Origin of the sequence: Mesorhizobium sp. M0715, assembly GCF_040320355.1 — a bacterium.
Lineage (GTDB): Bacteria > Pseudomonadota > Alphaproteobacteria > Rhizobiales > Rhizobiaceae > Mesorhizobium.
Genome location: NZ_JAMYPL010000006.1, coordinates 147130 through 165901, shown reverse-complemented (window position 1 = coordinate 165901; position 18772 = coordinate 147130). Strand labels below are relative to the sequence as shown.

Annotated in this window: 20 protein-coding genes; 9 read left to right on the top strand and 11 right to left on the bottom strand. The window is 63.7% G+C overall.

All coding sequences use genetic code 11. From position 1 onward, the window contains the following. Window positions 1-5: 5 nt before the first annotated feature. The 8 genes from NKI21_RS09930 to NKI21_RS09895 form a co-directional block, all read right to left on the bottom strand. Window positions 6-806 carry an ABC transporter permease gene (locus NKI21_RS09930; RefSeq protein ID WP_128302376.1) on the bottom strand — a complete coding sequence of 267 codons (801 nt, stop codon included), beginning with the start codon at window positions 804-806 and terminating at the stop codon, window positions 6-8. Beyond that, window positions 803-1675 (bottom strand): ABC transporter permease, encoded by an 873-nt coding sequence (locus NKI21_RS09925; protein ID WP_352440070.1) that lies wholly within the window; start codon window positions 1673-1675, stop codon window positions 803-805. The genes NKI21_RS09930 and NKI21_RS09925 overlap by 4 nt, the downstream gene beginning before the upstream one ends. Further along, window positions 1672-2775, bottom strand: a complete 1104-nt coding sequence (locus NKI21_RS09920) for an ABC transporter ATP-binding protein (RefSeq protein WP_352440069.1) — start codon at window positions 2773-2775, stop codon at window positions 1672-1674. Before NKI21_RS09920 ends, NKI21_RS09925 begins: the two co-directional genes overlap by 4 nt. 76 nt (window positions 2776-2851) lie before the next feature. Next, window positions 2852-3877, bottom strand: coding sequence for an ABC transporter substrate-binding protein (locus NKI21_RS09915; protein ID WP_127255164.1), 1026 nt, complete (start codon window positions 3875-3877; stop codon window positions 2852-2854). Between the two features lie 52 nt (window positions 3878-3929). After that, complete coding sequence (gene araD1 / locus NKI21_RS09910) at window positions 3930-4928, bottom strand: AraD1 family protein (protein WP_352772196.1); 999 nt, start codon at window positions 4926-4928, stop codon at window positions 3930-3932. A 34-nt stretch (window positions 4929-4962) separates the two neighbouring features. Then, window positions 4963-5739, bottom strand: coding sequence for an SDR family NAD(P)-dependent oxidoreductase (locus NKI21_RS09905; RefSeq protein WP_352440067.1), 777 nt, complete (start codon window positions 5737-5739; stop codon window positions 4963-4965). A gap of 11 nt (window positions 5740-5750) precedes the next feature. Continuing rightward, on the bottom strand, window positions 5751-7478 hold the full coding sequence (locus NKI21_RS09900) for an IlvD/Edd family dehydratase (RefSeq protein ID WP_128302382.1): 1728 nt from the start codon (window positions 7476-7478) through the stop codon (window positions 5751-5753). After that, the gene (locus NKI21_RS09895; protein ID WP_031212276.1) at window positions 7475-8266 is read right to left on the bottom strand and encodes a FadR/GntR family transcriptional regulator; all 792 of its coding nucleotides are present in this window, start codon (window positions 8264-8266) and stop codon (window positions 7475-7477) included. The genes NKI21_RS09900 and NKI21_RS09895 overlap by 4 nt, the downstream gene beginning before the upstream one ends. 60 nt (window positions 8267-8326) lie before the next feature. Between NKI21_RS09895 and NKI21_RS09890 the strand changes: the two genes are divergently transcribed. Continuing rightward, window positions 8327-9256, top strand: coding sequence for an aldose 1-epimerase (locus NKI21_RS09890; RefSeq protein ID WP_352440066.1), 930 nt, complete (start codon window positions 8327-8329; stop codon window positions 9254-9256). Window positions 9257-9274: 18 nt separating this feature from the next. Here the strand turns inward: NKI21_RS09890 and pcaQ are convergent, their stop codons facing one another. Beyond that, entirely contained in the window at window positions 9275-10192 is a 918-nt protein-coding gene (gene pcaQ, locus NKI21_RS09885; RefSeq protein WP_023808808.1) for a pca operon transcription factor PcaQ, read from the bottom strand. 92 nt (window positions 10193-10284) lie between these two features. Between pcaQ and pcaD the strand changes: the two genes are divergently transcribed. From pcaD to pobA, 6 genes are read left to right on the top strand one after another with little or no spacing between them, the layout of a single operon-like run. Continuing rightward, window positions 10285-11094, top strand: coding sequence for a 3-oxoadipate enol-lactonase (gene pcaD / locus NKI21_RS09880; protein WP_023808807.1), 810 nt, complete (start codon window positions 10285-10287; stop codon window positions 11092-11094). Further along, the gene (gene pcaC / locus NKI21_RS09875; protein ID WP_023808806.1) at window positions 11087-11494 is read left to right on the top strand and encodes a 4-carboxymuconolactone decarboxylase; all 408 of its coding nucleotides are present in this window, start codon (window positions 11087-11089) and stop codon (window positions 11492-11494) included. Before pcaD ends, pcaC begins: the two co-directional genes overlap by 8 nt. Further along, a complete protein-coding gene (gene pcaH, locus NKI21_RS09870) occupies window positions 11484-12236 on the top strand; it encodes a protocatechuate 3,4-dioxygenase subunit beta (RefSeq protein WP_023808805.1) in 753 nt (250 codons plus the stop codon). Before pcaC ends, pcaH begins: the two co-directional genes overlap by 11 nt. Further along, window positions 12236-12850 carry a protocatechuate 3,4-dioxygenase subunit alpha gene (pcaG, locus tag NKI21_RS09865; RefSeq protein WP_352865443.1) on the top strand — a complete coding sequence of 205 codons (615 nt, stop codon included), beginning with the start codon at window positions 12236-12238 and terminating at the stop codon, window positions 12848-12850. Before pcaH ends, pcaG begins: the two co-directional genes overlap by 1 nt. Before the next feature lie 19 nt (window positions 12851-12869). Then, window positions 12870-13922: a 3-carboxy-cis,cis-muconate cycloisomerase gene (locus tag NKI21_RS09860; RefSeq protein ID WP_352440065.1), complete on the top strand. Its 1053-nt coding sequence runs from the start codon at window positions 12870-12872 to the stop codon at window positions 13920-13922. After that, on the top strand, window positions 13922-15094 hold the full coding sequence (gene pobA / locus NKI21_RS09855; protein ID WP_352440064.1) for a 4-hydroxybenzoate 3-monooxygenase: 1173 nt from the start codon (window positions 13922-13924) through the stop codon (window positions 15092-15094). The genes NKI21_RS09860 and pobA overlap by 1 nt, the downstream gene beginning before the upstream one ends. A gap of 10 nt (window positions 15095-15104) precedes the next feature. Here the strand turns inward: pobA and NKI21_RS09850 are convergent, their stop codons facing one another. After that, the gene (locus tag NKI21_RS09850; protein WP_023808801.1) at window positions 15105-15575 is read right to left on the bottom strand and encodes an NUDIX hydrolase; all 471 of its coding nucleotides are present in this window, start codon (window positions 15573-15575) and stop codon (window positions 15105-15107) included. A gap of 173 nt (window positions 15576-15748) precedes the next feature. Here NKI21_RS09850 and NKI21_RS09845 point away from each other — a divergent pair, with 173 nt between their 5' ends. Further along, complete coding sequence (locus NKI21_RS09845; RefSeq protein ID WP_023808800.1) at window positions 15749-16282, top strand: sterol desaturase family protein; 534 nt, start codon at window positions 15749-15751, stop codon at window positions 16280-16282. A gap of 26 nt (window positions 16283-16308) precedes the next feature. On the opposite strand, the gene rsgA is transcribed toward NKI21_RS09845, so the two are convergent. Further along, the gene (gene rsgA / locus NKI21_RS09840) at window positions 16309-17319 is read right to left on the bottom strand and encodes a ribosome small subunit-dependent GTPase A (RefSeq protein ID WP_352440063.1); all 1011 of its coding nucleotides are present in this window, start codon (window positions 17317-17319) and stop codon (window positions 16309-16311) included. A gap of 412 nt (window positions 17320-17731) precedes the next feature. Here rsgA and NKI21_RS09835 point away from each other — a divergent pair, with 412 nt between their 5' ends. Beyond that, window positions 17732-18766, top strand: coding sequence for a LacI family DNA-binding transcriptional regulator (locus NKI21_RS09835; RefSeq protein ID WP_023808798.1), 1035 nt, complete (start codon window positions 17732-17734; stop codon window positions 18764-18766). The last annotated feature ends 6 nt before the right edge of the window (window positions 18767-18772 follow it).

Genomic DNA, 18772 nt, shown 5'->3' with positions numbered 1-18772 from the left:
CTATCTCAAGTCCGTTCCGTTGCGAGCTGTCTGGGGATGAGAAAGCGGGCGGCAAGCACGCAGAGCAGCACGGTGAACATCAGGATCAGCGCCACCAGCGCATTGATGTCGGGTGAGAAGCCAAGCCGCATCATCGCCCACAACCTGACCGGCAGCGTGCTTTGCGTGCCGGTGACCAGGATGGTGATCATGGTCTCGTCGAACGACAGGGCGAAGGCCAGGATGGCGCCGCCGACCATGGCGCTCGACAGGTTCGGCAGGATGATGCGCCAAAAGGTCTGCCAGCCCGTGGCACCGAGATCGTAGGACGCTTCGACCAGCGTGCGGCTCATCGACTGCAGCCGCATCAGCACCGTGCGGTAGACGATCGCCAGCACGAAAACCGTATGGCCGATGACGACCGTCAGCAGCGAGCGTTCGAGACCGATTTCGCGAAAGAAGATCAGCAGCGCCAGGCCGCTGATGATCGGAGGCATCAGGAACGGCAGGAAGATGATGAACTGCAGCAGCGAGCGTCCGGAGCGGCGCCCATGATAATAGAGCGCCAGCAGCGTTCCGCTGACCACCGACAGGATGACGGTGCAGACGCCGACGATCAGCGTGGTGCGCAAGGCGACCAGTATGTCGTGGTTTTCAGCCAGCGCCACATAGGTCGACAGGGTCGGCGCCGACCAGTCGACGGAGCCATGCGAAATGGTGAAGAACGACGACACGATCGGCACGAACAGCGGGCTGTAGAGCAGCACCGCAACCAGTGTCGTGATCGCGGCCAGAAAGATCGTGGACAGTCGGGGCAGGGCGCTCATACCGAAGTCCCCCGGTTGCGGCCAAAGCGTTCGCCGACGAGGATTGCGGCGATCACCACGACGGCCAGCGCCACCGACAGCGCCGCGCCGAACGGCCAGTTATAGGCCGTGCCGAACTGGCTGTAGAGGATGCGGCCGAAGGTGAAGCCGCTGATGCCGCCGACCATTTGCGGCGTCAGGAAATCGCCGATCGCCAGCACGAAGACGAAGCTCGCCGCCGAAGCGACGCCGGGCAGGCTGAGCGGCAAGGTGATGCGCAGGAAGGTCTGCAAGCTGCTGGCCCCCAGATCGTCCGAGGCACGCAGCAGCACCTGCGGAATCCGCTCCAGCGACAGGAAGATCGGCAGGATGGCGAAGGGAATCAAAAGTAGCGTCAGCGTCAGCAGGATGGCGTTCATGTTGAACACGAAAAGCGTCGACGGTTCCTGCAGGATCCCGAGCGCCACCAGTGCCTTGTTGAGGAAGCCGTTGAGGCCGAGGATGCTTCTGATCGCATAGATCTTGATGACGTAGCTCATCAGCAGCGGCACCAGCAGCAGCATCAGCAAGGCATAGCGCCAGCGGCCTTTCAGCGTCGTCAGGAAATAAGCGGCGGGATAGGCAAGTAGGATGCAGATGATGGCCACCGACACGCACAGCACGATGGTGTTCCAGAACACCGGCAGAAAGATCGGATCGGTGAAGAACCTGATATAGTTGCCCAGTGACAAGCCGTAGACGATCGTGCCCTGGTCGACGCTGAAGAAGCTGTAGCCGAGGAAGATTGCCAGGGGCACCAGGACGAAGACCACCGGCAAGGCAAACGCCAGCACTGTCACCAGCAGCGACAGCCGTCTTTCCGCATGCTGTGTCGATCCGGCTTCGCTCATGCCAGCACCAGATGGCCTTCATGCGGCGCAAACGAAAGCGATACAGCTTCGCCGGATTTGAGCGCGCTGCCGTCGACCCGGCTCGGCACGCGCAGCCGCAAGCGTTGCGCGGCATTGTCGGCGCCGGCCGTGATGGTGGCGACGGTCGATGAGCCGGCAAAGGCCATGTCGGAGATCGTGCCGGAAAAACGGTTGTCGGTGTCCTTTGCATCCGCAAGGTGCAAGGCTTCTGGACGGAATGCGGCGTAAGCGCTGGCGCCTTCCGCCGCGGCCTTCAAATGCGGCTGGTCACTGATCGAACAGATGAGGCGCCCGAGCGCCGTCTCGATCGATCGCAGCTCGCCCTGGACGGCCCCAAGTTTTCCGGCCACCAGATTGTTCTCACCGAAGAAGCGCGCGACGAACTCGCAATTCGGTCTGTAGTAAAGGTCGTGCGGCGTGCCGAGCTGGCGGATATGGCCGGCCTCCATGACGCAGATCCGATCGGCCATGCCGATGGCTTCCTCCTGGTCATGGGTGACGAACAGGAAGGTGGTCTTGATTTCGCGCTGGATGGATTTCAGGAAGACCTGCATCTGCCTGCGCAGTTCGAGGTCGAGCGCCGCCAGCGGCTCATCGAGCAGGATCAGGCGCGGCTGGCAGATCAGTGCACGGGCGAGCGCGACACGCTGGCGCTGGCCGCCGGAGAGCTGCGCCGGAAAGCGGTCGGCGAAACGTCCGAGCTGGACCAGGTCCAGCGCCTCCGCGACACGGCGCGCGATTTCCTTGCGCTGGATATGGCGAACCGAAAGCCCGTAGCCAACATTGCCGGAAACGGTCAGGTGCGGAAACAGCGCATAGTCCTGGAATACCGTGTTGAACGGCCGTCGGTTGATCGGCATGCGGCTGATGTCTTGCCCATCCAGGCGGATCTCGCCTGACGTCAGCGGTTCCAGTCCGCCGATCAGCCGCAGCACCGTGGTCTTGCCGGAGCCCGAAGGCCCGAGCACGGTGAGGAACTCACCATCCCGGATCGACAGGTCGATGTCGTGCAGCACGGGGACCGTGCCGTAGGATTTCGAGACGGACCGCAGCGTCAAGAGGTCGGTGTTCTGGTTCATGAAATACTCTCGCATACGCTTCGGCGGTCCGGAACCTCCGGACCGCCGGGTCCTTCGAAGGCATAGAGCGGAAAGATCAGGGCGTAGCCTTGACCTCGTTCCACATGTCCGAACGCTTGAGCGGGTCCTCGACATTGTTGAGCCAGACCAGCTTGTCGTTGCCGCCGGCGCTGCCGGTTTCCGTCACCGTGTTGCCGAAGCCGGTGCGCTCGGAAAGCTCGCCGCCGACCTTCTTGCTCAGCATGAAGTCGATCCATTTCTCGGCTGCCGCATTGTCACGGACACCCTTGGAAATGACCCAGTTGTCGAGCCAGGCGAGCGCGCCCTCGCTTGGGTTGACGTAGGCGACATGGGCGCCGATCTTCTGCAGCGCCTTGACCTGCTGCTGGCCGTAATTGGCCCAGATCAGGGCCACGTCATTGTTCTGGTAGATCTGCTGCGCCTCGTCGGCGGTGGTGTAGAAGCTCAGCACGTTGCGCTTGAGTTCGACCAGCTTGGCCTTGACCGCCGCCATCTGCTCTTCGTTGAGGTTGAACGGATCCTTGTAGCCGAGCGTCAGTGCGGTGAACGAGAAATTGTGCTCGCCATTGTCATAGGCCAGAACCTTGCCCTTGTAGGCCGGGTCCCACAGAACCGACATCGAGGTCGGCGCCGGCTTGACCTTGTCCGTGTCGTAGATCAGGCCGATGGAGTCGAAGCAGAACGGAATGCCGTAGACCTTGCCGTCCTTGGTCACGCCGCTGACCGCCGTCAGGTCGCGGAAGCGCGGCAGCACTTCTTTCTGGTTGGCGAGCTTCGTGACGTCGATCGGCGACACCAGGTCGGCCTTGATGTAGCGCTGCAACTGGGCGGTGTTGACGGCGAAGACGTCGAAGTCCTGGCCTTCGCTTCCCTTGATCTTGGCCCAGATCTCGTCGTCGCTGCCGATGAAGACGACATCGACGCCGATGCCGGTCGCGGCGGTGAAGTCCTTGACCCAGTCGGCATCGGCGTAGCCGTCCCAGGCCAGTACCCGCAGGTTCGCGGCGAGCGCCGCCGATGTCATCAGGCCGATGCCGAGCCCGATTGTCGCTAGTCTTAGAAACGCTTTCTTCAGTCCCATTTTTAATCTCCCATTGTCGTTCTGGTGGACCGTAATTTCCGGGCCTGCGCCGTCACAGCTGGGTAACAGCGACCAGTCCCTCGTCCGGCACCGACACCATCCGGTTGCGCAGTGGCTTGCCGAATGTCTGTGCCTGGATTTCATACTCGTCGCCGGAAGCCGTCTTGACGCCGGAGGCGTAGCTCATCACCGCCGCGCCGAAGAAATGGGCATGCAGGTCGCCCGCCTTGCGGTGCATCGGGTAGCGGAAATGGAAGTGTTCGAGATTGGCGATCGAGTGCGACATGTGCGCTTCGCCCGACAGGAACTCCTGCTCCCAGATGACAGTGCCGTCGCGCAGGATGCGCGAATGGCCGCGCACTTCTTCGGGCAGGTCACCGATCAGCAGCTCGGGTCCGATGGAGCAGGAGCGAAGCTTGGAGTGGGCGAGGTAGAGGTAGTTCTCGCCCTCCGTCACATGGTCGGAATATTCGTTGCCGAGCGCATAGCCGATCCGATAGGGGCGGCCGTCCGGACCGTTGAGATAGAGGCCGACGATCTCGGCCTCTTCGGCGCCGGCGCGCGCGAAGGCCGGCATCGGTAGCGGCGCGCCGGGCGGCACGACACAGGTGCCGACGCCCTTGAAGAACCATTCGGGCTGGATGCCGATCTGCCCGGCGGCAGGCTTGCCGCCTTCCAGGCCCATACGGAAAATCTTCAGCGAATCCGATTCCTCGGTACCTTCGCCATGGGTCAGAACATGCATCTGGTTGCGCGCGGCGGCGCTTCCCGTGTGGGTCAGGCCGGTCCCGGTGACCAGGAAGCGCGCCGGTTCCGGATGGTCGACCGGAGCGAGCACCTGGCCATCGCGTAACAGTTGGTCGTAGTCGATTTTCGCTGTGCCCGTCTGCTTCTCGACCAGCGCTGCGATCGACGTGCCCTGGGCAATTGCCGCTTCGGCCAGCTCCAGCACGCTGCCGGTCTTTTCGAGCGGGTGCAGATGATTGCCGTCATCCGAGACACGGCCAACCCCTCTGCTGCCGTCGGCCATTCTGAACTGAACAAGACGCATGAATACTAACCTTCTTCCCTTGGAGCCGTACGGGTCACACCCAGCCCGCATCGACGATGAACTGCTGGCTCGTGCACATGCGGCTGTCGTCTGCGGCGAGAAACAGCGCCATGCGCGCGATATCGGAGGGTTGCAGCCGGTCGGGCAGGCACTGCCTTTCCGCGATCTGGCGTTCGCCGGCCGAGTTCAGCCACAGCCGCATCTGGCGCTCTGTCATGACCCATCCCGGCACCATGCAGTTGACGCGGATGCGTTCGGGGCCGAGTTCGCGAGCCAGCGCCCGCGTCATGCCGTAAACAGCCGCTTTCGCGGTGACATAGGCTGGGCAATCCGGATCGCCGACCATCCAGGTGATGGAGCCGAAATTGATGATCGAGCCGCCGCCCAGCGCATTCATCTGTGGACGCACCGCCTGCGCCGCGAAGAACTGATGGCGCAAATTGACCGCCATGCGGTCGTCCCAGTAGGCAACCGTCACGTCCTTGGTCTGGTGGCGGTCGTCATTGCCGGCATTGTTGCACAGCGCCTGGATAGGGCCGTTGTGCTGCATCGCCTGAACGGTTGCCGCCTGCAACTCTTCGACGTTGCGCAGGTCGCAGGAAATGAACAGCGGCGCGGCATGTCCCTCGGCCGAGATCGCGTCGACCAGACGCCGGGAAGGCTCCTCGGCCATGTCGACGAAGGCGACGCGGCTGCCTTGCGCGCAGAAATGGCGCACCAGGCTTTCGCCGATGCCACTGCCGCCGCCGGTTATGAAGACGCTGCGGCCCTTGAGGCTTGGATAGATCGCATAGCCGATTTCATCCGTCATCGCGCGCCTCTCTAGTGCGAATGCCGAGGAATGCCGGCATCGCGCCGACCGACGAGAAAGTCGAAATCGCAGCCCTTGTCGGCCTGCAGCACGCGCTCGACATAAAGGCTCTGATAGCCGCCTTCCGGCGGCGCCGGCGGCTTCCAGTCACGCCGGCGGATTGCGAGCTCTTCGTCCGATACCAAAAGCTCCAGCCGGCGGCCGGCGACATCGAGCTCGATAAGATCGCCGTCGCGCACCAGCGCCAGCGCGCCGCCTGCGGCTGCTTCGGGTGCCACGTGCAGAACCACGGTGCCGTAGGCGGTGCCGCTCATGCGCGCGTCCGAAATGCGCACCATGTCGGAGACGCCTTGCTTCAGCAGTTTCGCCGGCAGCGGCATGTTGCCGACCTCGGCCATTCCGGGATAACCGCGCGGTCCGCAATTCTTTAGTACCATCACCGAGGAGGCGTCGATGTCCAGCTCCGGATCGTCGATGCGGGCGTAGTAGTGCTCGATGTTCTCGAACACCACCGCCTTGCCGCGATGTTGCATCAGCGCGGGCGTTGCCGCGGACGGTTTGATGACTGCCCCGTCAGGCGCCAGATTGCCGCGCAGGATGGAGATGCCGCCTTCCTTGGTCAGCGGCTGGCTCAGCGGCCGGATCACCTCGCTGTTGTAGTTGGGCGCGCCGTCGATCAGTTCACCGATGGTCTTGGCGCTGACGGTCATGGCGTCGCGATGAAGAAGCCCCACTTCATCAAGCGACGCCATGACCGCAGCTAGCCCCCCGGCGTAGTAGAAATCTTCCATCAGGAACCGGCCCGACGGCATCAAATCGACAATAGTTGGAATGTCCCGGCCAAGGCGGTCCCAGTCATCGAGGCTGAGATCGACACCGATCCGGTTGGCGATGGCGATCAGATGCAGCACCGCATTGGTCGAGCCACCGATCGCGCCATTGACTCGAATGGCGTTCTCGAATGCTTCCCGGGTGAGGATCTGCGCGATTGTCACGTCCCTGCGGACGAGGTCGACGATCTGGCGTCCGGCCATCTGGGCGAGCACGCCACGGCGCGAATCCACCGCGGGGATCGCGGCGTTGTCCGGCATGCCGATGCCGAGCGCCTCGACCATGCTGGCCATGGTCGAGGCCGTGCCCATTGTCATGCAGCTGCCCGCAGATCGGCTTTGGCCCTGCTCGGCGGCGAGAAAGTCGGCGACCGGCATCCGGCCGGCCTTAACTTCCTCGGCGAATTTCCAGACATGGGTGCCCGAGCCGATATCCTGTCCGCGGAACTTGCCGTTGAGCATCGGCCCGCCGGAAACGGCGATGGTCGGCAGGTTGCACGACGCGGCACCCATCAAGAGTGCCGGCGTGGTCTTGTCGCAGCCGACCAGCAGGATGACGCCATCGATGGGGTTGCCGCGGATGGACTCTTCGACATCCATGCTGACCAGATTGCGAAACAGCATGGCGGTCGGGCGCATGTTGCTCTCGCCGAGCGACATCACCGGGAATTCGAGCGGCAGGCCGCCCGCTTCATAGACGCCGCGTTTGACGTGATCGGCCAGCGCCCGCAGATGGGCATTGCATGGGGTCAGTTCCGACCAGGTGTTGCAGATGCCGATCACCGGGCGGCCATCGAAAGCGTCGGCGGGGATGCCCTGGTTCTTCATCCAACTGCGGTGCATGAAGGCGTTCTTGCCCTCACCGCCGAACCAGGCCTCGGACCGCAGCTTGCGTTTGGTGTCGGTCACGATGTCTGTTCCCGATCCTGGCGGCGCTTGTTGCGGCTTTCGACGCTGCGGCGCACGTCTTCCTCGGCATTGTCGATGAGCACCAGCAGCGCGTTTTGCGCACCAGTGGCGTCGCCGGATGCGATCTTTTCGGCCACTTCCCGATGCAGCGGCAAAGAATGACGCTGCCCGTCCGGATTGTCGTTGGAGAGGCGAAAGCTCATCACCAATGCGGTTTCGACCAGTGCCGCCAGCGAGCCGATCAGCTCATTGCCGGTCATGCGCAGGATGGTCTGATGGAACAAAAGATCGGGCTTGGCGAAGCGGTCGCCGTCGTCAACCACCGCTTCCATTTCGGCCAGCGCGGCATTGATCTCGGCAATCTGCGCCGGCGTGGCGCGTTGCGCGGCAAGTGCGGCCGACATCGGCTCGATGGCTCGGCGCAGCTCGAACAGCGCCCGGACATCGTCGGCGCTGACGCCGCCTGCGTAGCGCCATGACAGGACGTCCGGGTCGAGGAAATTCCAGTCGGCACGGGGACGCACCCTTGTGCCGGTCTTCGGCCGCGATTCGACCAGTCCCTTGCCGGCCAGCACCTTGATCGCCTCGCGCAGCACCGTGCGGCTGACCCCCAGCATCTCGCTGGAATCGTCGGCATTGGGCAGTGCCTCGCCGGGCAGGAAATCGCCTTGCACGATGCGCAATCCGATCTGCTCGACGACAGTCGCATGCAGCGCCGTCGAGCCGCTGGAGACCGCGACCGCAACCCTCGACGTGCGCGCCGTGCTGAAAGATTTCTTATTCTTCATACTATTCATATGATATGTCTTATCGGCATTGCGACTGGAGTCAAGGGAGGGGGAATGCCGGTGACAAAGAATTCCGCTGCCGTTGCCGAGCGGCATCAAGAGCTGGTCTCGATCAGCGATGGCATTGCGACTGTAGAGATTGCCCCGGCCGCCGGCGGCGCGCTGGCGTCGTATCGCTGGCGGCAAAACGGATCCGTCGTGGATTGGCTGCGTCCTGCGGATCAGGCGGCGATCGACAGCCGCGATGCCGGCGCCATGGCCTGCTTCCCGCTGGTTCCCTATTCCAATCGCATAAGGGGCGGGCGCTTCGCATTCGCGGGCCGCACCGTCGAACTGCCGACCAGCCCGGAAGATCCGCATCATGAGCATGGCCATGGCTGGCGTCGGCCATGGACAGTCGTCCGGCACGAAGCCAGCACCACCCTCCTATCTTATCGCCATGCCGCCGATTCCTGGCCGTGGAGCTATGAGGCAAGGCAAGCGATCTCGCTGGTCGATGGCGGGCTGATCATTGCCCTTTCGCTGCGCAATCTCTCGGACATGCCGATGCCGGCAGGCTTCGGCCTCCATCCCTATTTCCCGTCGACACCGTGGACACATGTCCAGGCGCAGGTATCCGGCATGTGGGAGACCGATGCGGAAATCCTGCCCACCCGGCACGTCCTGCCGCCCGCTGGCTCCAATCCTACCACCGGCTTCGACGTGTCGGAGACGGACTTCGACACGGTCTTCACCGGATGGACGCGCCGTGCCCGGATCTCCTGGCCGGAGCGTGGGCGGCAACTGGACATCGAGGCCGAGGCGCCGCTCGATTTCCTCGTCCTCTACACGCCGCCCGGCGAGCCATTCTTTTGCGCCGAGCCGGTCAGCAACATCACCGACGCCTTCAACCGCACGGGTGAAGCAGGCATCGACACCGGTTGCATCGTGCTGGCGCCTGGGCAGATGCGATCCGCAAGCGTTCGCTTCACGCCTTCGCAGGCGGCCTGATCGCCAATCTGAGCCGCATCAACTGCTTTGCTTTGCTGCTTCGCGGATGGTCTGCAGCAGGATGGAGAAGGCCGGCGAGGGCGCCGTGTCGGTGCGCATGGTCAGACCGACCGGTCCCTTGGTTTCCTCGGTGTTGACCGGCAAGGCGACGAAGGCGCCGCTGCCGAGTTCGTTGGCAACGACGCCAGCCGAAATGATCCAGACGGCATTGCTCTGCCGCAGGAAGGCTCGGCCGAAGGAGTCCGAGACGGTTTCGATCTCGGTTGCCGGCGCCGTCATGCCGTTGGTGATGAACAGGCGGTCGACGAAGGGGCGGATGACCGATTCCCGCGTCGGCATCAGCATCGGGAATTCGTCGAGCCGTGCGAACACATCCTGTCCTGGATCGAGCAGCGGATGTCCCGCCCGCACCACGAACAGCACCGGTTCGGAATAGAGGTGCTCGAAGAAGAAGCCGGTCATGTTCTCCGGCGCCGCCAGCCGTCCGACGACGAGATCCAGTGCGCCGGTTCGCAACTGTTCGAGCAGCACCGCATTCTCGCCGGTGACGATCTTGATCGCCGCACCGGCGCTCTCCTTGAGGAACAAGGTCATGGCGAGCGGCATCACCCGCGCCGAGACCGTCGGCAGCGCGCCGATGCGGATCGGGTGCCGGTTGACCGCTCCGTCCTGCCGGACGGAATCGACGCCTTGCTTGAGCGCCGTGATCGCCGTGCCGGCATGGCGAAGGAAGATTTCGCCGATGCGCGTCAGTCGGATGCCGCGGCCGTCGCGCTCCACCACCGCCACCCCCAGCGCCTCTTCCAGTTCGCGCAATGTCTTGGTCACCGCCGGCGGGCTGACATGCAGCAAGTCGGCCGCTCGCGCCACGCTTCCTTGCCGCGCAACTTCCAGGAATGCCTGCAGGTGACGGAACCGGATGCGGCTATGGGACATGGATTGATAACCCATGAGTTAATGAAACGACGCAAAATATCATTTTACCGAACCAAACGCCTTGTGCAATGTGGAGGCGGAGGACCAAAACCGTGCCATTCGTCACCATCGGCGGCATCACGCTGCACCATCGCCACACCAAGGCGGCCGGCAATGCACGCCCGATCATATTCATCAATTCGCTGGGCACCGACTTCCGGGTCTGGGACGAAATTGTCTCGGCGCTCGATGGTGAAATGCCGCTGCTGGTCTATGACAAGCGCGGCCATGGGCTGTCCGATATCGGCGACATCAGATCGATCGACGATCATGTCGACGATCTCTCGGCGCTCGTCGATCATTTCGGGTTGAGCAAGGTCGTGCTGTGCGGCCTGTCGGTCGGCGGCCTGATCGCACAAGGCTTCTATCGCCGGCGCCCAGAAATGGTCGAAGGCCTGATCCTTTGCGACACGGCCCACAAGATCGGCACGACAGACAGCTGGAACACACGCATCGCGACGGTCGAAAGCAAGGGCATCCAGGCCGTTGCGGATGGCGTGCTCAAAGTGTGGTTCACCCCCGCCTTCCACGCGGCGCGTCTGGCCGAGCTGGACGGTTATTGGAACATGATGACCAGGCAAGCGCTTGCCGGTTACGTCGGGACTTGCATGGCCGTTCGCGATGCGGATTTCACCGATGCCGCACGCCACATAGCGGTGCCGACGCTCTGCGTCGCCGGCGATCAGGATGGCTCGACGCCTCCCGATCTTGTCCGCTCCCTGGCCGAGCTGATCCCCGGCGCGCGCTTCGAAATCATCCGCGACGCCGGGCACATTCCTTGCGTCGAACAGCCAGAGGCGCTGGTCGCCCTGATCCGCGATTTTATCGCATCGCTTGCCCCTGGAGCCGAAACCCATGGATGAAGTCCCCGGCAACGAAGCCAGATATCGCACCGGCCTCGCGGTGCGGCGCTCCGTGCTTGGCGACCGGCATGTCGACCGGGCCGAGGTCGCCGCCACCGATTTCGACCAGCCTTTCCAGGAACTGATCACCGAGGCCGCCTGGGGTACCGTGTGGGCGCGGCCGGGCTTCACCAAGCGCGAGCGTTCGATCGTCACGCTGGCGCTGCTCGCCGCACTCGGCCATGATGAGGAGGTCGCCATGCATGTGCGCGCCACCGTCAACACCGGTGCTTCGCGCGACGACGTCTGCGAGGCGTTCCTGCATGTCGCCATCTATGCCGGCGTGCCGGCCGCCAACCGTGCCTTCAGAATAGCCAAGGACGTGTTTTCGGAAATGGACGGAGCCAGGAATGCCCGCTGAGTCCGGCTCGACGAGGCCCGAGACCGGCGCCTTCTTCCGGCGCGATCGGACCTGGCATCCGCCGGCTCTGACGCCGAATTATAAGACCTCGATGCTGCGCTCGCCGCAAAAAGCCCCCCTCGTCTTCGACAACACGCTGTCGGAGATTGCAGGCCCCGTTTTCGGCCACGCAATATTGGGCGAACTTGACGCCGACCTGATCCACAATTTCGCCAGGCCCGGCGAGAGCGCGCTCGGCGAGCGGATTATCGTCCATGGCCGAGTGCTCGACGAGCGAGGCGTTGGCGTGCCCGGCGCGCTGCTCGAATTCTGGCAGGCCAATGCCGGCGGCCGCTATCGCCACAAGAAGGATGGCTATCTGGCGCCGCTCGACCCGAATTTTGGCGGCTGCGGCCGAGCCCTCACCACCGAGGACGGCGGCTATGCGTTTCGCACCGTCAAGCCTGGACCCTATCCCTGGCCGAATGGGCCGAACGACTGGCGCCCCTCGCACATTCATTTCTCGGTGTTCGGCCACGGCTTTGCCCAGCGGCTGATCACGCAGATGTATTTCGAGGGCGACCCGCTGATCTGGCAGTGCCCGATCGCGCGCGGCATTCCCGACAAGGCAGCCGTTGAGACGCTGATCGCCGCGCTCGACATGCAAGCGACGATCCCCTTCGACGCGCGCGCCTACAAGTTCGACATCGTGCTGCGCGGGCGCCGCGCGTCGCTGTTCGAAAACAGGCTGGAGGGCAATTGATGGCCCAGTCGCTCGACCGGCTCAGGGAAAGCCCTTCGCAGACCGCCGGACCCTACGTTCATATCGGGCTGACACCCAATTTCTGCGGCATCGGCGGCGTCTATCCCAGTGATCTCGGCGCCACCATGGTCAACGACAAGACCAAGGGCGAGCGCATCGGCCTGCGCATCCGGGTGCTCGATGGCACCGGCACGCCGCTCAAGGACGCGCTGATCGAGATCTGGCAAGCGGATGCGGATGGGCTCTACAATTCGCCGGCCGAACTGCGTGGTGCTGCCGATCCGAATTTCTTCGGCTGGGGCCGTTGCCCGACCGATATGGACACCGGCCTCTGCACGTTCGAGTCGGTCAAGCCTGGCCGCGTCCCGTTCAACGATGGTCGCCTGATGGCGCCGCATATCACGCTCTGGATCGTCGCCCGCGGCATCAATCTCGGCCTGCACACAAGGCTGTATTTTTCCGACGAGGAAAAGGCCAATGCCGGGGATGCGATCCTGGCACGCATCGAGCACCGCGTCCGCGTGCCGACGCTAATCGCCGAGCGCAAGGGCGATACCTACATCTTCGATGTCCATCTCCAGGGGGAGAAGGAAACGGTCTTCTTCGATAGCTGATGCTCAGGAGGCCTGTGACATGACTGTATCGCCTTTCGACCATCCGCTGCTCTCCGCTCTTCTCGGCGACGAAGAAGCGGCGAGGCATTTTTCCGTTGAGGCGGAAATCGAGGCCATGCTGGCCTTTGAACAGGCGCTGTCGCAAGCGGAGGCCGATAACGGGATAATCCCCAAGGATGCCGGGGCAGCGATCGTGGCGGCGCTTGGCACCTTCCGGCCGGACACGGCTCTGCTGCGAGCCGGGGTCGCCAAGGACGGCGTCATGGTGCCGGAGCTGGTGCGCCAGATCAGGGCTGCGGTCGGCGAACCGCATGGCCGGAAAGTGCATTTCGGTGCGACCAGCCAGGATGTGATCGACACCGGCCTGATGCTTCGGCTGAAATCCGTCGTCGAGCATCTCGATCTGCTGTTGACCGAAACCGTCATACGCCTCGCTTCGCTCAAAGAGCGTTTTGGCGGCAGGGCGCTGACCGGGATGACGCGCATGCAGAAGGCGCTTCCGATCAAAGTGGCCGATGGCGTCAGGGTGTGGCGGGCGCCGCTGCAACGGCATCAGGAGAGGCTATCCGAGCAGTCCAGGCGTCTGCTGGTGGTGCAATTCGGCGGTGCCGCCGGCACGCTGGAAAAGCTTGATGACAAGGGGCCGGCGGTGCGCGCGGCACTTGCCGCCAGGCTTGGTCTTGGCGACGCACCGCAGTGGCACAGCCAGCGTGACGCGCTCGCCGACTTTGCCGGCCTGATGTCATTGGTATCAGGCAGCCTCGGCAAGTTCGGCCAGGACATCGCGCTGCTGGCGCAAGGTGGAACCGAGATCGAGCTTTCCAGTGGCGGCGGCTCGTCGGCCATGCCGCACAAGAAGAACCCGGTGAAGGCCGAAGCGCTGGTGGCGCTTGCCCGCTTCAACGCCACGCAGCTTGCCGGCATGCATCACGCGCTCGTGCATGAGCAGGAGCGGTCGGGTGCTGCCTGGACGCTGGAGTGGCTATTGCTGCCGCAGATGGTCGTCGCAACGGCCGCGTCGCTGCGCCTTGCCGCCGAACTGGCCGCACAGGTCGAAAGTCTCGGCCACTGATGCGCACGCAAATCGTCGTCATCGGGTCCGGGCCGTCCGGGCTGCTGCTTGGGCAACTGCTGGCCGGCATCGGCGTAGAGACGGTCATTCTGGAACGTGCGAGCCGCGAGCACGTGCTTGGCCGCGTGCGGGCAGGGGTGCTCGAACAGGGCACCGTCGAATTGCTGGAACAGGCCGGCGCGGCGGCAAGGCTGCATGCCGAAGGGCTGCCGCACACTGGCATCTCGCTCGCCTTCGACGGACGCTTGCATCGCATCGACCTCGAGGCGCTGACCGGCGGCAGGCATGTCACCGTCTATGGCCAGACCGAGGTGACGCACGATTTGATGGACAAGCGCGACGCGGCAGGGCTGACCACGATCTACGAGGCGGCAAATGTCGCTCTGCACGATTTCGACGGCACCGCGCCTTTCGCCACCTATGACAAGGACGGCGTCACGCATCGCATCGACTGCGACTTCGTTGCCGGCTGCGACGGCTATCATGGCGTCAGCCGCAAATCGGTGCCCGAGCGTGCGCTAAAAATCTTCGAGCGGCGGTATCCGTTCGGCTGGCTCGGCGTGCTGGCCGAGGTGCCGCCAGCCGACCGCGAACTGGTCTACGCCAATCACGAGCGGGGTTTTGCGCTGTGCTCGATGCGCTCGACGCATCGCAGCCGCTCCTATGTGCAGTGCCCGCAGGACGATCGCGTGGAGGCGTGGTCGGATGAGCGCTTCTGGGACGAGTTGCGCCGCCGCTTGCCGGAGCAGACGGCGGCAAATGTCGTCACTGGACCGTCCTTCGAGAAATCGATCGCGCCGCTGCGCTCCTTCGTTGCCGAGCCGCTGCGCTTCGGCCGGCTCTTCCTGGTCGGTGATGCCGCCCACATCGTGCCGCCGACCGGCGCCAAGGGCCTCAACCTCGCCGCCAGCGACGTGCGCTATCTCTTTGCCGGCCTGCACGATTTCTATCGCGACAAGTCAACGGCCGGCATCGACGCCTATTCAGGCAAGGCTCTGGCACGGGTCTGGAAAGCGGTGCGTTTCTCCTGGTGGATGACGACGATGCTGCACCGCTTTCCAGACACCGGCGAGTTCGGCCAGCGCATCCAGGAGGCCGAACTCGACTACCTCGTGCAGTCACGTGCCGCATCGACCGCGCTCGCCGAGAACTATGTCGGCCTGCCGTACTGAGGGCCGCGGATCATCCGGCGCCTTGCTGCCTGGCAAAGTCCGACAGCATCGGGCGCTGCCCTTTGAGGATCTTCACCTCGGCCTCGGCCAAGGTGAACCAGCCCGCTCTGTCCACCTCCGGGAACTCCTTCAGGAATCCCGACCTTGGCGGCCATTCCATGGTAAAAATGTTGCTCGTGATGGCAGCGACATCAATGTCGGCGGTCGCCTCGACAGACCAGGCCATGACGATCTTTCCGCCTGGTTGCCTGTAGTCGCCGAGACGCGTGAAGGACCCATCGACCCTGATGCCGAGCTCTTCCTCGGTCTCGCGCTGCGCTGCCGCCAACTCGTCCTCGTTCTCGCCGATGAGGCCCTTCGGTATCGACCACGCACCGTCGTCCTTCTTCGCCCAAAACGGTCCGCCCGGATGAACCAGCAACACCCTGAGATCGCCGTCGCCGCGGCGATAGATCAGCAATCCCGCACTGCGTTTTGCCATTGTGATACGTCCGTTTGCGAAGCCGGCAGCCTGCCGATGGTCCTTGAATCGTTGACGCGAACCTTGCACCTAGGGATTGCGACGCTATGTCAGGTTCGTCTGCATTGCACCTCACCCGCGAGTCCGGCAATCTGATACCATCGCTTATTTGGCGGCTCGAAGGCTAGGTGACGATGCAACTCGGTCTTATTGGCTACTATAGCGACTTCGTCGTGTATCCGCTGGTAATCGCCGTGCTGGCAGTGGCCGGGCTGCTCGAGGCCGGCGAAGAGAGTGCACCAGGCTGGATCGGCACGGTCCTCGCCTGTCTAGGCCTCTGGACGCTGATCGAGTATGTGCTGCACAGGTTCGTTCTTCACCATATTCCCTACATCAAGGACCTGCATGATCGTCACCATGTCGAGGAGCGCAGTTCGGTGGGCACCCCGACCTGGCTCAGCCTCGGGGTGCATGCGCTGATCGCGTTTGTGCCCGTTTGGGTGGTCTCGGACTTCGCAACCGCGAGCGCGGTAAGCTGCGGGCTGATGCTGGGGTACCTCTGGTACATCAGCATCCACCACATGATCCATCACTGGCACCCCGCCCATCCGAGCTATCTCTACACGCTCAAGCGCCGACACGCCGTGCATCATCATGTCGACGAAAACGCCAATTTCGGCGTGACGTCGATATTCTGGGATCGGGTTTTCGGGACGGCGCGGCTCTAGTCCGAGGCCAGACCAACCCCAACCGTTCAACGCCTCTTCCCGCGACCGCCGGGAGACTTGGCTCCGCGGGGGCCGCTCTGAACCGGCGTGTTGTTCTGGTTCTCGTCGGACAGTTTTCGCCAGCGGGCAAGGCGCTCCGGATCGAGCGTCCCGGCCTTTAAGGCAGCCTGCACAGCGCAGCCCGGCTCATGCACATGCGTGCAGTCGCGGAACTTGCAGAGCGGCGCGAGCTCGGTGATTTCGGCAAACAGCGTGTCGATGCCGGAGGCGACGTCGCTGACCTGCAAAGTCCGCATGCCCGGCGTATCGATCACCCAGCCGCCGCCGGCAATGGCGTGCAGCGATCGCGACGTGGTGGTGTGGCGTCCCTTGGAATCGTGCTCGCGAATGCCTCCGGTCTGTTGCGGCGATTGCTGCGCCGATCCGGCCAGCGTGTTGACCAGCGTCGATTTGCCGACGCCGGAGGAGCCGATCAGCGCCACCGTCTGGCCGACACCGCACCAGGCAGCCAGGGCGGTTGCCGCATCCGATGTGCGGGGGTTCAGCATCACGACCGGCAATCCGCGCTGCAACGCGGCAGCCTGCCTTTCATAGGTCTCGGCGTCTTCAGCGGTATCGGCCTTGGTCAGCAGGATCACCGGCGTCGTTCCGGCTTCATTGGCCAGCGCCAGGTAGCGCTCGAGCCTGGCGGGATTGAAGTCGGCATTGCACGAGGTGACGATGAACAGCGTGTCGACATTGGCCGCGGCAAGCTGCGGCACCCTGCCGCCCTGGGTGCGGCGTTCCAACACCGTCTTGCGGGACAGGCGGCGCTGGACAAGGTGTTCATGCCCATCGACCAGCACCCAGTCGCCGACCGCATAGTCACCGGTGTTCGCCTGCGCCGGCAGCGTCAGATCGACCGGCCCTGTCTGCGACAGGCCGGTCAGGCGATCGCGGTGGACGGTGGCGATCCGCGTCGGCACGAGATCGGCGTCGTCGGGCTCGAGCTGATCAGCGAAAAAATCCGTCCAGCCCAGGCTGGCGAGAGATGGCATGGAAGAATCCGTCACGGCTTTGACCACGGCGTCGCAGACATCGGACAGTATCCCTGGCAGGTGGCGAACGGGCGAGGCGATTGCCCAAGCCGTGTATGGGCGGCATGGCGACATTTGGCAAGCAGGCCCGTAGCCGAGAGCGAGCGGCAAGCTTCTGCAGCCTATCCCTTGATAGTCGAACTGACGATCAAGTCGACGAAACAGCGCTGTCCGAAAGCGTTTGGCGGGAAAACGGCGGCGAGCCACGTCAGCTTTAAACGTTAACAAATAATTTGACGCATGCAATTTTTTTGCGCTCTATTGGTAACCGTGAAAATTGACTGAATAAGTTCTGTCGAGCATTGTCGCATCCGGTCAACGGCCGCATGACTGGTGGCCGGGCCGATCATGGCAGGGGATCAGGAATATATCGATGGCGGAGAAGACACACCGCACGATGGACGACTTCGCCCAGGCATGCGGCGTGTCCCGGCCGACGCTGTCCAAATATTTCGACGATCCGGCGAGCGTGAAGCCGGCGACGCGGGCGCGCATCGAAGCCGCCCTGCGCTCCTCGGACTATCAGCCCAACCTTTTCGCCCGCAACCTCAACCGCAAGCGCACCCGCAACATCGGCATCGTCGTGCCGACGATCACCGATCCGTTCTACGCCGAGATGGTCAGCCGCATCGAATTTCGCTGCCGCGACGAAGGCTACTGGCCGATCGTCATCTCCTCGCATGGTTCGCCGAAGCTGGAGGCGGAGTCGGTCAGGACGCTGCTGTCCCTGAAGGTCGCCGGCGCGATCATCGCCCCACTGGGCCTGGCTTCTGACCGCGGCGTCTTCGACAAGCTCGGGCAGGACATTCCGATCGTCTATTTCGACACCTATATCGAGGGCGATACGCCGTTCGTTGGCAACGACAACCGGCAGAGCGTCTCGACCATCGTCGACTATCTCTGCCGTTCGGGTGAGCCGCCGGTCTATCTTGACATCCCACACGTCAACCACAACTCCGGCGAACGCCAGGAAAGCTACATCGTCGCGATGGAGACCGCCGGGTTCAAGCCGGTCGTCATCGAGGCCGCCCGCGATTACACCTGGGACTTCGAACGCATCGGCTACGAGCAGACGGAAAAAATGCTGGAGGCCGGCGCCTTGCCCGGCCGCACAATCCTGTGTGCCAACGATCGTCTCGCCTTTGGCGTGATGGCGGCTGCGTTCTCGCGCGGCCTGAAGGTCGGCCGCAGGCCCGATTGCGATCTGCGCGTTGCCGCGCATGACGATCATCCGCTGAGCCGCTACACCTGCCCGGCGCTGACCACCATGGCGCAGGATTTCGCCGCCATGGCCGGGCGCAGCGTCGAGATCCTGCTGGCCTTGCTGGACGAGGCCGATCCGCCGAAGCAGGGCATGGCGCGCACCGTCAAGCTCGGCGCCACCCTGGTGATGCGTCAGTCAGCCTGAGCGACC